The organism is Parasutterella muris (assembly GCF_943193095.1).
GTDB lineage: Bacteria > Pseudomonadota > Gammaproteobacteria > Burkholderiales > Burkholderiaceae_F > Parasutterella > Parasutterella muris.
Genome location: NZ_CALPCV010000015.1, coordinates 47227 through 60230 on the forward strand (window position 1 = coordinate 47227; position 13004 = coordinate 60230).

At 52.7% G+C, this 13004-nt stretch carries 15 protein-coding genes and 1 pseudogene; 5 read left to right on the forward strand and 11 right to left on the reverse strand.

All coding sequences use genetic code 11. The features are described 5' to 3' along the window. Window positions 1-149: 149 nt before the first annotated feature. The 9 genes from murI to NFR90_RS06990 form a co-directional block, all read right to left on the reverse strand. Complete coding sequence (gene murI / locus NFR90_RS06950; RefSeq protein ID WP_251451752.1) at window positions 150-944, reverse strand: glutamate racemase; 795 nt, start codon at window positions 942-944, stop codon at window positions 150-152. Next, window positions 941-1843, reverse strand: coding sequence for a DMT family transporter (locus NFR90_RS06955; RefSeq protein WP_251451755.1), 903 nt, complete (start codon window positions 1841-1843; stop codon window positions 941-943). Before NFR90_RS06955 ends, murI begins: the two co-directional genes overlap by 4 nt. Beyond that, the gene (locus NFR90_RS06960) at window positions 1840-2712 is read right to left on the reverse strand and encodes a pseudouridine synthase (protein WP_251451758.1); all 873 of its coding nucleotides are present in this window, start codon (window positions 2710-2712) and stop codon (window positions 1840-1842) included. The genes NFR90_RS06955 and NFR90_RS06960 overlap by 4 nt, the downstream gene beginning before the upstream one ends. 9 nt (window positions 2713-2721) lie before the next feature. Next, complete coding sequence (locus NFR90_RS06965; protein WP_251451760.1) at window positions 2722-3714, reverse strand: L-threonylcarbamoyladenylate synthase; 993 nt, start codon at window positions 3712-3714, stop codon at window positions 2722-2724. A gap of 9 nt (window positions 3715-3723) precedes the next feature. Then, window positions 3724-4890: a 5-(carboxyamino)imidazole ribonucleotide synthase gene (locus NFR90_RS06970; RefSeq protein WP_251451763.1), complete on the reverse strand. Its 1167-nt coding sequence runs from the start codon at window positions 4888-4890 to the stop codon at window positions 3724-3726. Between the two features lie 11 nt (window positions 4891-4901). Further along, window positions 4902-5396 (reverse strand): 5-(carboxyamino)imidazole ribonucleotide mutase, encoded by a 495-nt coding sequence (gene purE, locus NFR90_RS06975; RefSeq protein WP_160335088.1) that lies wholly within the window; start codon window positions 5394-5396, stop codon window positions 4902-4904. Window positions 5397-5464: 68 nt separating this feature from the next. Then, window positions 5465-6358 (reverse strand): phosphoribosylaminoimidazolesuccinocarboxamide synthase, encoded by an 894-nt coding sequence (locus NFR90_RS06980; RefSeq protein WP_160335089.1) that lies wholly within the window; start codon window positions 6356-6358, stop codon window positions 5465-5467. Between the two features lie 360 nt (window positions 6359-6718). Further along, entirely contained in the window at window positions 6719-7714 is a 996-nt protein-coding gene (locus NFR90_RS06985; RefSeq protein ID WP_251451767.1) for a LysR family transcriptional regulator, read from the reverse strand. A 96-nt stretch (window positions 7715-7810) separates the two neighbouring features. Then, window positions 7811-8761, reverse strand: coding sequence for a hypothetical protein (locus tag NFR90_RS06990; RefSeq protein WP_251451770.1), 951 nt, complete (start codon window positions 8759-8761; stop codon window positions 7811-7813). Between the two features lie 151 nt (window positions 8762-8912). On the opposite strand from NFR90_RS06990, the gene NFR90_RS06995 reads away from it, so the two are divergent. Further along, window positions 8913-9335: a hypothetical protein gene (locus NFR90_RS06995; protein ID WP_160335092.1), complete on the forward strand. Its 423-nt coding sequence runs from the start codon at window positions 8913-8915 to the stop codon at window positions 9333-9335. On the opposite strand, the gene thiE is transcribed toward NFR90_RS06995, so the two are convergent. Together thiE and thiM are read right to left on the reverse strand one after the other, a co-directional pair. Then, window positions 9332-9973, reverse strand: coding sequence for a thiamine phosphate synthase (gene thiE, locus NFR90_RS07000; protein ID WP_251451773.1), 642 nt, complete (start codon window positions 9971-9973; stop codon window positions 9332-9334). The genes NFR90_RS06995 and thiE overlap by 4 nt on opposite strands. Next, complete coding sequence (thiM, locus tag NFR90_RS07005) at window positions 9974-10768, reverse strand: hydroxyethylthiazole kinase (RefSeq protein ID WP_251451776.1); 795 nt, start codon at window positions 10766-10768, stop codon at window positions 9974-9976. A gap of 97 nt (window positions 10769-10865) precedes the next feature. Between thiM and NFR90_RS07010 the strand changes: the two genes are divergently transcribed. The 4 genes and pseudogenes from NFR90_RS07010 to NFR90_RS07025 all read left to right on the forward strand — a co-directional run. Continuing rightward, complete coding sequence (locus NFR90_RS07010) at window positions 10866-11348, forward strand: EVE domain-containing protein (protein WP_251451779.1); 483 nt, start codon at window positions 10866-10868, stop codon at window positions 11346-11348. 176 nt (window positions 11349-11524) lie between these two features. Further along, the gene (locus tag NFR90_RS07015) at window positions 11525-12316 is read left to right on the forward strand and encodes a sulfite exporter TauE/SafE family protein (protein WP_202074555.1); all 792 of its coding nucleotides are present in this window, start codon (window positions 11525-11527) and stop codon (window positions 12314-12316) included. Between the two features lie 167 nt (window positions 12317-12483). Further along, window positions 12484-12756 (forward strand): AEC family transporter, encoded by a 273-nt coding sequence (locus tag NFR90_RS07020; RefSeq protein WP_251451782.1) that lies wholly within the window; start codon window positions 12484-12486, stop codon window positions 12754-12756. A gap of 26 nt (window positions 12757-12782) precedes the next feature. Further along, window positions 12783-13004 (forward strand): annotated as a pseudogene (locus NFR90_RS07025) (hypothetical protein); the annotation flags it as partial.

The following is a 13004-nucleotide window of genomic DNA, read 5'->3' on the forward strand; positions in this document are numbered from 1 at the left end:
ATTCGGTAATACGAGCAACTTCAATTTGCGGTTGTGCAACCGGAATGCGAAGCAAGCCGCAGAGGTTTCCGCTGGAACTATTCGCTCGAGTCAGCTAAAAAAACAGACAACTTCCCTGTAGATGTCAATGAACGGAACGCCGGTTCGGTTCAGTCTCTAATGCTTTCAAGCTGTACTGGACGATTCCACAAGAGCTCAACAACACTGCGGTGGTTTTCGGCCTCTCCGCTGATAAGAAAGCGCTCCGAGCCTTCATGATCTGTTTCGTTCAGCCCGTCAATTAGCGACAGCTGATGCCGAAGCTCTTTGGCCACCGCAAGACTCGGATCAATAATCGTAATGCCGGCAGGCGCAAGCGCTTGGATCTGCTTAGTGAGGAACGGATAATGCGTGCATCCGAGCACAATCTGATCGGCATTTGCTCTGCGAATCGGCTCCAGATACTTATGAATCAGCGAAAGCGTATGCAGGCTCTCCCAAGCTCCGGCTTCAACGCACTCCATAAGACCGGGACACGGCACGGAAACAACTTTAATCGAGTCCTGAGCGTAACGCTTCACTAAATCTCGATAACGTTCGCTCGTCAGCGTTCGTGTGGTGGCAAGGACGCCGATCGCTCGGGTTTTGGAGGCGGCGGCCGCGGGCTTAACCGCTGGTTCAATACCGATAATCGGAAGCGAGAACTTTGATCTCAGGTCATTGACCGAAGTTGCGGTCGCAGTGTTGCACGCAACGACAAGCGCTTTCACGCCGCGCAGCAGAAGCTCCCGTGTAATGCTTTCCGAGCGCTCGATAATGTACTGCGAGGATCGATCCCCATAGGGCGCATAGGCGCAGTCTGCGAAATAGAGCAGGTCTTCATTGGGCATCAGCGAGCGAATCGCTTTCATCACAGAAAGACCGCCAAGTCCCGAATCAAAAACTCCGACAGGCGCTTTGTTCATGAGGCCTCGCTCGGATTAAGACGCTTGCGGCTTTTAAGATAGCCCGGAAGCCATGAACTGACCAAAATGCTGAGTACGACCAGTGTGCCGCCTGCAAGCGTGTTCCAGCCCATGTGTTCTCCGACGAGCCAGCCGATTAGGCCTGCAAAAACCGGTTCCAGCGTGTAAATCAGTACAGCCCTTGTTGCCGACACGCTCTTTTGCGCCCAGCTCATCGCGAACTGGTTAAACGCGATCATGCCGATCAGAATCGCCAGACAGATAAACGTGGCGCCGGTCGGCGCAAAACGAATATCCTCAAACGTAAGGCAGTAAAGCGTGCTCCACATCGCAACCGTGGAAAGCTGCGTAAAGCAGAACAGCATCGGATCGCACTTGTTGGCAAAATGACTCAGCACCAATATCTCAAGCGCGCAGAAGCAGGCGCTTGCGATTGTGATCCATTCTCCAAAGTTCCCGCTAAAGGAAATTCGGCTCGGATCCATGATGAGAATCATGCCGAGGAACGCGCTCAGAATGCCGCAGGAAACAATAAGTCCCGGGCGCTTGCGGAAAAGTATCAGCTGAAAGAGCGGAACAAAAGGCACATATAGCGCGGTCAAAAAGGCGGAAATTGAACTCGAGATGGTCTGCAGCCCTACGGTTTGCAGAAAATAGCCTAAAAAGATGCAGGATCCCGCGCTGAAACCCGCGATCCAATCTTCCTTGCGAAGGTTAAAAAGCCTTGAGCGCAGAATAAGCGCCATCACAAGCGCGCCGCCGATAAAGCGAAGCGCTACGAGAAGCGCCGGAGAAAGTCCTTTAAGACTGATGGAAAGAAGGATAAAGGATGCGCCCCAGAGCGCTGTCACCATGACAAGCGCCCATTCGGGCCTGACGTGCCTAGTGAAAAAATTCATCGGGTTCTATCGCTTCGGTTGGGTTTGCGGTGATAACTGTTGTTTTTATTTCTTGGGTGCGCGCTTCCTGTCGGACGACGGCGCAGCCCGGGTTTTGCTTCAAAACTTTCAAAGTCCGAAAGATAACGCCACTTCCCGACAGGCAGTTTGCCAAGCGTGACGCCGCCCACGCGGACGCGTTTCAGCGCGAGCACCTTAAGACCGACTAAATCGCACATGCGTCTGATCTGACGGTTTCTGCCTTCACGCAGCACGAATTTCAGCTGATCGTCGTTCAGCCACGAGACGTCCGCTTTCTGAAGGGGCTTGCCGTCTAATTCAAGACCGAAGTTTAAAAGTGCAAGCTTTTCCTGCGGAAACTCAGAGTTAGGGGCTCCGTTCGTCTGCGCGACACGCACAATGTATTCTTTTTCGATGGTGCTGTTTTCACCGATGAGCTGCTTGGCGACTCGACCGTCCTGCGTCAGCACCAGCAGACCTGTGGAATTAATATCCAGTCTTCCCGCGGGGACAAGACTCTTTAACTGTCCAGGGTTGAAGCGCTGCTTGGTTTTGTCATCCGCCCAGCGGTTTCTCGGCTGAATTAGCACTTTGGCCGGTTCATGCCCGTCTTCGGCCTGCCCGGAAACATAGCCGAGCGGTTTATTCAAAATAATCGTCACGCGCTCGCTTTGCTGCTCCTTCGCTCTTCTATCGATTTCGATTTTCTGATCAGAGCGCACCTTTGAGCCGAGTTCGTTGACGACTTGGCCGTCAACTTTGACCCAGCCCTTGGCGATCCATTCATCTGCCTCTCTGCGGGAAGAGAGACCTAATTCGCTCATTCGTTTGGAAAGTCTGACAAGGTCAGAAGCGGTTTGTTCAGTCATGATTTTCGCTCAGTGTTTTTTATCAGCGGCCGCTCTGCTCAGACGATCGAGAACACCGGCCGATGTCTCGCTGTACTCGGGTTCCACCACAAAAATCATATCCGCGCCGCACTTGTCCAGTTCGTGCATCCAGCTGTAGAGATGGACCTGAAGGTCTTTCGTATCTGTGTAGCCTTTGACGCGCACGCAGACTTTGGCAAAGCGATCGGCAATCGCTTTCGGCGCGATCAGCGCAAAGGTCTCGAAGTGACGCGCGGCAAACTGCGTTTCGCCCGCTAAATCTTCAGCGCCGACAATCTTCAGCGCGTGTTCCGGCGCATAGTGGCTCTTCAGAGAACCGGAGACGCGCGGAGAAGCGCCGATTGCGCCGTGCATAACCGGTTTGTCCAGGACCTTGGAAACCATCTCGGCGGTGATTTCGCCCTCGCGCAGGATGCGGGGCTCTGTGCCGCTCATATCCAGAATGGTGGATTCAATACCAACGGTGCATTCGCCGCCGTCCAGTATGTAGTCGGTTTTGCCCTCGGGCTTGACGCCGAGATCGTCACGAACGTGCTGAGCGGTGGTCGGACTGATCTTTCCAAACGTGTTGGCGCTCGGAGCGGCCACGCCTTTTCCTTTGCCTTCATCAAAAAGGCAAAGCAGCTCGTGCGTGAGCGGATGCGACGGACAGCGCAGCGCGACGGTGTCCTGGCCGCCCGTGACGAAGTCCTTGGCTCTCTCGCTTTTCTTGAGCACAATCGTGAGCGGACCGGGCCAAAAGGCGTCCGTAAGCTTTTTAACGTCGCTCGGAACATCCTTTGTCCAGTAGGGGATCGCGTCCGCGCCGCAGACATGAACGATCAGCGGGTGCGTCGCAGGACGATTTTTAGCGGCGTATATGCTTTTAACCGCCGCTTCGTTCTCCGCATCCGCCGCTAAACCGTAGACGGTCTCCGTCGGGATTGCGACGAGACCGCCTGCCTTTAACACTTCAACTGCTTTTTCAAGCTCTTTTTTCATGCTTATCGATTATTCCGGAAGCTCCAATCCGAGAAGGCGAGCCGCCATTTGGGCTTTAAACATGGCTTCCTCTTCGCTTGAAGCGATACAGGTAATGTGGCCCATTTTACGACCGTGTCTCGGCTGCTTCTTGCCGTATAAATGCAGTTTGAGCCCCGGAATGTCTAATACGCTTTCCCAGTGCGGTTCACGAATCTCCTCGTTCTCATCAAACCACAAATCTCCTAAAAGATTCAGCATGACGGATTTGCTGACCTGCTCGGAAGATCCGAGCGGCAGATCGGCCATCGCGCGCACCTGCTGTTCATACTGGCTGCAGACGCAGGCGTCAATGGTGGCGTGACCGGAATTGTGCGGACGCGGCGCAAGCTCATTGGCGACAAGCTGACCGTTGGCAAGCACAAAGAGTTCGGTGCAGAGAACGCCGACGTAATCGAGCTTATTGATGATTCTTTCCGCAATCGCTCTGGCGTTCTTCGCGATTTCTTTATCCACGCGCGCGGGCATGATCGATACCGCAAGAATACCGTTGCGGTGGTAATTCTCGCAGACGGGATAAACGCTCACCTCACCTTTGCGGTTGCGCGCGGCGATAACGGACACTTCTTTAAAAAGCGGCAGTCGCTTTTCTAAAACACAGCGGACGCGCCCGAGTTTTTCAAACGCGCTGAGAAGTTCACGCTTATCGTTTACTGTGATCTGACCTTTGCCGTCATAGCCGAGACGGGCGGTTTTTAAAATCGCAGGGAAGTAATCCGGCGTGACTTCTTCGCAGTCATGATCGGAGAGAATCAGAAGATGCGGCGCTACCGGGCAGAGCGCGGAGCGGATAAAGTTCTTCTCATCAAAACGATCCTGCGTGACGCGTACAGCGTTTGCGCAGGGACTAGTTCTTACGCCTTTGGACGCCAGAAATTCAAGCGCCTGAGCAGGCACGTTTTCAAATTCCGTTGTCACAGCCGGGCAGAGCGAAGCGAGTTCTTCGAGCGCTTTCTCGTCGGTGTAGGGTGCGCAGATGTGCTTTTCTGCGACCACGGCCGCGGGCGCGTTCGGATCCGGCTCAAGCACGCATACGCGGTAGCCCATCGTCGCCGCTGCCTGAGCAAACATGCGGCCGAGCTGACCGCCGCCGAGAAGACCGAGCCAGCTGCCCGGAAGAATAGGTTTGTCTGTCATATTCGGGTCAATTAAAGAGGAAGAACCATGTCGCGGGCTTTTTGATTCTGCGCGCGGCGGAAGTCCGCTAATTTGTCCGCAAGCGCTTCGTCCGTGACGGAGAGAATCTGAACGGCGTAAAGCGCGGCGTTTGCGGCACCGGCTTCACCGATGGCAAAGGTCGCGACCGGCACGCCCTTGGGCATCTGGACGATTGAATAAAGCGAATCCTGACCTTTGAGGTAGCGGCTCGGAACCGGCACACCGCATACCGGCAGCGTGGTTTTAGCGGCAAGCATGCCCGGAAGGTGGGCTGCGCCGCCCGCGCCCGCAATAATCACTTTAAAGCCGTTCTTGCGGGCGTTTTCTGCAAATTCAAACATCTCATCCGGCATACGGTGCGCGGAAACCACTTTCGCGGTAAACGGAACGCCGAACTGCGTCAGCATGTCGGCGGCGTTTTTCATGACATCCCAATCGGAGTTGGAGCCCATGAGGATAGCGACTGCGGGTTTTGTTTCTGTCATCGTTAATTCCTAATTAGTCAGTAATCGAAACGCGCCTTGCGGCGCGTTTCATGAGTAGGGCAGAAGACTTAGTCTTCAACACCGTGGCCGGCGAGGCGAATCAGCGCCTCTTCGTATTTTTCGCTGGTCTTCTTCAGAACATCGGCGGGAATTTCAGGCGCGGGCGCTTTCTTATTCCAGGGCTGTGTTTCCAGCCAGTCGCGGATGAACTGCTTGTCAAAGCTCGGTTCGGACTGACCGACCTTGTATTCGTCGGCAGGCCAGAAGCGGGAAGAGTCCGGTGTGAGGATTTCGTCCATCAGCACAACCGTGCCGTCTTCGTCCAGACCGAATTCAAACTTGGTGTCGGCGATGATGATGCCTTTTGTGGCCGCATAGTCAGCCGCTTTCTTGTAGAGCGCGAGTGTGTAGTCGCGAATCTGAGAAGCGATCTTTTCGCCGTAGAGCTCAACGACTTTTTCGTAAGAGATGTTCTCGTCGTGCTGACCGGCTTCGGCCTTACCGGCCGGAGTGAAGATCGGTTCGGGAAGTTTTTCGCTCTGCTTCAGGCCGGCGGGAAGTTTTACGCCGCAGACGGAACCTGTCTGCTGATATTCTTTCCAGCCGCTTCCGGAAAGATAGCCGCGGGCAACGCATTCAACCAAAATCGGTTTCAGACGTTTGGCGACAACGGCGCGTCCTTTAACCTGATCGACTTCGTCGGCTTCGACGACGTCTTCAGGCTTGATGCCGGTGAGATGATTCGGAACGATACCGTCAAGCTGCTTGAACCAGAAGTCAGTCAGCGCAGTAAGAATTTTGCCTTTTTTCGGGATCGGATCGCCGAGAATAACGTCAAAGGCGGAAATACGATCGGAAGCAATAATCAGAAGCTTATCGTCGCCGACAGCATAGCTGTCGCGAACTTTGCCGCGGTAGACGAGAGGAAGTGACTTAATGGAAGTCTTGACAATTTCAGCCATTTTTTCTCCTGTGACCCGCCGTTTCCAGCTGAAGAGCGGGCGTTTGTATGGATTTGAAGCAAAGAAATTAACCAGCACCATTTTAATTCGAGCGGCCGCGTGTTTTAGTCCTCGGGCATAGAAAATGACCGTCCGAACAAGAAAAAAAGGTGCCGACTTCAAAGGAGAAAGAAGTCGGCCGCTGACAAAGGAGGGTTCAATACGGCTTAGAGCCGTCCGTATTGAGTGGTCGAGGTGAATCACCCGGTTGTCAAAAATCGGAACAGTAAGCGAATAAACCTTGCTATTCCCTTCAAACTGAGTTCAGTTTATTTAAGTGAAACAAAACTTTTGGTTAGATTAAATATGAAAATTTGTTTGTTATAGGCCCTGATGCTCAACATTAATATTGAGCGTAACGCCCGGAAGCACTTCATTAATTTTTGGCGCGAGTACCGCTGCGACTTGGTTCTTGATGAGTTTGGCAAGGCGAGAGGCTTCCGCATCAAACTCCTTGCTGATCCACATCAGATATACCGCTCTGAAAAAAATTGGTTCCGGAGACGCAATGATATCCAGGCTGTCACTGAAATTCTGATTTTCCATAATGACGGTCGGACGCGCCATGCCCCAGCCGAGACCGTCGGCAACCATTGTTGTGAGCAGCATATTGCAGTCGACCGCGATATCCGGAATGAGAGAAATACCTCTGCTTCGCAAAAACATTTCATTGACCTGACCCGCGCCGCACTCGTTCCAATAGCCGATATAAGGCAGCGGCAGATGCTTCAGATCTTTCCAATCCTGAATCTGGACTCTGTGTTTGGAGAGATAGCCTTTCGGAAAAATCAGAAGCGTCGGTTCTTCAAAAATTCTTTTGCGGCTGATCGCTTTGGTGTTGGTGTAGAGGTTATTGGTCAGAATCAAATCCGCGGTGCGGTTCTGAAGCCTCGGAATCAGAACGTTCGCGCTGCCGGAAGTGATCGCGATATCGCCGTGGTCCTTTCTTAATTCCCTTGCGAGACTGACGCCGAGCGTAACCGAAAGACTCTCAAGCATGCCGAGCCGAAGCGAGGGCAGGTTTTCTCTGCGGATTCTGAGCTCCTCAAAGAATTCATTTAAATCACTCGTAATGTCTCTCAGCTTGTTATAAAGAAGCGCGGCTTCCGGCGTCGGCTGAAGCGGCTTCGTTCGGGTAAAGAGCTTGACGCCGACCTGTTCCTCAAAAGCTTTAATCGACTTGGAGACTGCCGGCTGAGAGATGTGCAGAACTTCTGCCACGCGGGAGAAATTTTTAAGGTCATAACAGAGCATGAACACCGAAGCTCGCTGATTGAGCGGAGGACGTGAGACGTTAAGCGAATTGAGACCGGCCATGTCGCAGCTCCTGACAAAAGTAATATCGAAATTTTACCTTGCAAAATGAAACAGCCCGAACGAGTCGGGCTGTTTCATTTTGCAGGAAAATTTTGTTTAATTGGCGGGTTTAACAAATACGTTTTTCGTAACGGCGTTAAAGAAGTCGCTTTGAGCTGCAAGCGCTTCGTTGAGCTGCTGCGTGCTCTGTCCGTCCGATCTCAGAACTTCTCCGCAGAGCAGCATCGCTTTTCCGTCCACCGGAATCGCGTAGTAATACACGGCGTTGTCTTTGTCATTTACCGCCGGATAGGTGACGCGCACAATCTGAGTGTCGGGAAGTTTTTCTGTCACGGCGTCAGCTCTGTTCTTCTGAAGTCCCGCGACCAGGCTGTCGACCGTCGATCCGGTCGGTGTCGTGATGAGCGCGACGACATACTTGCCGCTGCCCGATTCGCTTCTGAAGCTCATGAATTCATTCTGTCCGAGAGAAAGATCCTGAGACAGGTTCCAAGAAAGCGGAAGCGTCAGTTCCACAGGCTGCTCAAAGCCCTGGACCTGAACCGGGAAGAGACGTTTGTAGCCCTGATTCCATTCGTCCATCGGGTTCGGATAACGGATGGTCAGGATATAAGGCACGAGCGGATCAACCACTTTGTCTTCGACGCCGTTCTTGAAGTCGGCAAGCCAGCTTTCCGCTTTGTCCATGCGTTCTTTGGAGAACGTATCGTTCATCCATTTCTGGATAGCTTCTTTGCCTTCGCTGCCTTTCTGCATGCTTTCCTGCCAGCCCTGACTGAACTTCTCTTTAATAGAGGGCCACTGATCTTTCAGCTGTGTGGTGTAGTTCTGAGCTTCATCAGCGTATTCCGAGCTCTTTTCTCCGATTTTTTTGACGGAGTCGGAGAGTTTGTCAAACCAGCCGGAGACAGTTTGGCCGGCGCTGTGTGCGGCTTCGCTTGCCTGAGACGCAGCCGGAGCAGATGTTTCAGGGGTTTGCGCGTGTGCGGCAGAAAGAAGGGATGCGGCAGCGATGAGGGCTGCGACAGCGGCGATATTTTTCTTCATAATGGTATTTCCTTTCATACACCGATAGTGAGGCCATCATAGTCGACCGTATCATCGGACAGGTATGATCATTGCCCTAATAAGGCACTTGGAAAAGTTTTGAAATATTTTCTGCGTGCCTGAAAAACTTTCAGACACGAACGGAACAAACATGAAAATTCGCTGGCAGCTTTGGTTTTTAGTATCTTTTCTGGTTTGCGGCACCTGGTGCATCTGGGACACGATGACCGCGTACTCAAAGGGAGAGGCGCTTGCGGAAGCCAACTGGAAATACATTCAGACGACTGAGACCAAGACGCTGAAAGACTATTGCGCGAAATACCAAATTACGGGTGACGCAAAAACACCACAGGCGATTCGCGCCGAGGTGTTCGATCCGCAGAAGAATCCTCTGATCTGTTCGCCGACTTTAGAAGAAGCTCGTTCGGCCTACGGTCTCTTTGTTCAGACCGCCGCCAGAAAAAGCAGCATGCGCATGACGTTTATGTTCATGGGCGCTTGGCTGGTCATTCTTCTGGCAGCCTTTGGTCTGCAGACGTGGCTGAACCGCAGAGCCGCCAAAGGAAGCCGTTAACTTCTTTTGGCTAAGTCCGCTTCCTGCAGAATTGCGGCGGCGGCCGCTTCCGGGTCATCTGCGCCGCAGATCGCGGAAACGACGGCAACGCCGTCAGCGCCCGCTTCAACGCATTTAAACGCGTTTGAGCGATTGATGCCGCCGATCGCAACGCACGGCTTTTCTGTCATGGCGCAAAGTTCTTTCAGCCCCTCAATCCCGACTGCTGCGCCTGCGTCTTTCTTGGTTTGAGTCGCGTATACCGGGCCGATGCCGAAGTAATCGGCCTCAGGGTCGGCTTCCCGCATTTCTTCTCCGCTTCCGATCGAAAGGCCGATGACGGCTTTATTGCCAAGGAGTGCTCTCGCATCTGTCGGACTGATATCGTCCTGTCCGACATGCAGTCCGTCAGCTTTGGAAAGCAGCGCGACGTCGATATGATCGTTAATGATGAGCGGAATGCCTTCGGGCTCCAGAAGCGCTTTTAATTTACGGGCGGCTTCCAGTACTTTTTTCTTTTTCCACTCGGGCGCTCTCAGCTGCACGATGGTGCAGCCGCCGTCAATCGCTTTGCGTGTCGTTTCCACCATGCCGTCGGGTGTCATGCAGAAATTGGCGTCGAGTACCAGATAGAGTGACAGATCAAATTTTTTCTTCATTTAAAAGTTCCCCGGCTGCAGAAGCCAAAGCGCGTCCAGATATTCGCAGTGGAATGAACCGGGTCCCTTGGCTCGGGCGGCGGCTAATTCGCCCGCTCGGTTGACGTAATCGCAGCAGGCGATGCAGGTCTCGACACTTGCGCCGTTAGCGCCGATAAATCCGGCGAGCAGGGAGGAGAGCGAGCAGCCGGTTCCCACAACCAGTGTGATCATCGGATTTCCGCCTCGGGCTGCCAATACGCGTTCGCCGTCGGTGGCGTAATCGGTTTCTCCGGTGACGACAACCAGAGTTTTATATTTTTTAGCAAGGGTTTTAGCCGCCTCAACAGCCTGCTCGGAAGAGTCCAGCGAATCGACGCCTTTTCCTCCGGTGCCGACGCCCGCAAGAAAACGGATTTCGGAGGCGTTGCCGCGCACTGCGGCGGGTCCGAGTTCCAGAAGTTCAAAGATGATTTTGTCCCGCCACGGCATGCCGCCCGCCGCGACCGGGTCAAGAACCCAGGGTCTGCCTGCTTCTGAAGCGGCACGCGCGGCTTTTTTCATAATGGCGACACGGTTTTCGTACGGTGTTCCGACATTGACGGAAACCGCATTCGCGATCGAAGCGAACTGTTCGGTTTCTCCTTCGCCGACGACCATAGCGGGCGACGCACCTGCGGCAAGCAGAACGTTTGCGGTAATCTCCTGAACAACCTCATTGGTAATGCAGTGCACCAGCGGGCGGATTGAGCGGAAGGTCTCTAATTTCTTCGCGGTATTTTTGGGATCCGCGGTAAGGATTGATGAATCGGTCATCCGGTTGTTCCTTTCAAAAATGTTGGCCCGCAGTGCGTACACAACAGATTTTTCCGCTGTGTTATAACAGGCGCTTCAAATAGTTAGGAAGGTAATTATGGCAGGTTTTGATACGTATGCTTGGCTGATGAAATCGGAACCCTCGGAAGTTTCCGTCGACGATGTACTCACCATGGAAGGCTCAAAAGTCGGCTGGTTCGGCGTACGCAACTACCAGGCAAGAAACTTTATGCGTGACAAGTGCAAGATTGATGATCCGGTACTGTTCTACCACTCTTCGTGCAAGGAGCCTGGGATCGTCGGCATCGGGCGCATTGCTTCAAAACCTTATCCCGATCCGACGCAGTTTGACGATCATGACGAGTATTACGACCCGAAGGCGACACCGGAGAAGCCGCGCTGGGTTCAGGTCGATGTTCAGGTGCTGAAGAAGGTAAAACTTGTTGCGCTTGCCGACCTTCGCGCAATACCGGAGTGTGTTGATATGGCGGTGCTTCGCAAAGGCAATCGTCTTTCGATTACACCGGTCACCGAGGCACAGTGGAACGCGATTCAAAAAATTCTCATTGACGAAGCTTAAAGTCGGAAGAAGATTCCCTGCGTTTAGCGCTGAATTAAGTCAGTAATTGCACTGAGGTTCCCGGATTTCATTCGTGCGATTTTGTTTGGCTGCATGATTCAGCGCTATATTTTTTGAATTCTTATACTTATCAAACCACCAAGAGGACTGAATTGGACTTAATAACTATCGGCCTGATGGCTCTTCTCGGATGCTTTACAGGTTTTATGGCGGGACTGCTTGGCATTGGCGGCGGTCTTATTATCACGCCGTTCCTGATTATGCTCATCCCAACCAGCGTTATTCCTCAGACGCACATCGTGCATGTCGCGATCGCGACATCATTGGCGACGATCGCCTTTACTTCTCTTTCTTCAGTGAGAGCGCACCATAAGAGAGGCGCGGTTCTCTGGAAAGTCGTCGCGGCAGTTGCACCCGGCATTCTGGTAGGTGCAATGGTCGGTGCGCAAATTGCCGGTTTCCTGTCTACCTTCTGGATTTCTCTTTTGTTCTCCGTATTCGTCGGCTTTTCAGCATTCAAGATGTTTATGAACAAGCCTCCGAAGGCCGATCGAGAACTTCCGGGCTCTGCCGGTAAGTTCGGCATGGGCACCATCATCGGTGTGCTTTCTGCCTTAGTCGGCGCGGGCGGCGGATTCATTTCCGTTCCATGGATGGTTTGGTGCAACGTCAAAATGCACAATGCTGTGGCGACAAGCGCGGCATTAGGCTTCCCGATCGCGTTCTTCGGAACCATGGGCTATATCGTCAGCGGCTGGAACGTGGAGAATCTCCCGGGCTGGCCGATTACGCTCGGCTACATCTGTATCCCGGCGCTTTTCTCTGTCGCGGTCACCAGCGTATTGTTTGCGCCGCTCGGAGCAAAAGTGGCTCATTCAATTGATACAAAACCGCTCAAAAAGATCTTTGCATGCCTGCTCTGCGTGCTGTGCATGTACATGCTGCGCCAAGCCTACCTTGCAATGTAGTTCTGTGTTTTGATTGATTTATCTCAGAATGGAGCTCCCAAAATAATTGCGGGAGCTCCAATAATATTCAGATTGTCATAACTAAAAAAGGTCGGAAAAACCGCCTCATCTTCTTCGAATCCGATGACTTCCGAGCTGCCGAGCCCCGTTCGGAGTATGGAGGAAAGATGTTTTTACAAAACTTTTTAGTGGCGCTCCCGCTCTTTTGCATCATTGGTTTGGGCTACCTCTTCGCCCGCTTTAAATTTGTCTCTGTTGATATCGGCAATGCTCTGTCAAAGTTTTCCTTTACCGTCACGATCCCGATTCTGCTGTTTCGCCTGATGAGCGATCTTCCGAATCTGCCTTCGCCGAACTGGCTTATCGGCGTAGCTTTCTTCGGTTCCTGTTTTATTGTTTTTGCGATTGGCTTTTTTATTGGAAAAAGTTCCTGCACCTGAGCCGAGACGGCCAGACGCTTTTTGGAATGGCAGGCGTTTTCTCCAACAACATTCAGCTCGGGGTGCCGATCGCTATTTCGCTGCTTGGCAAAGGAAGTCTTCCTTCCATTGCCGTGATCTTTTCTTTGAACGGCTTTCTTATGTGGACGCTTGCGACAATTGCCATTGAACTCGGCCGCAACGGCTATCAAATCCGTGATTATCAACTGACAATCACGGGCGGGAAAGATATCGATTTTTCTCCCATT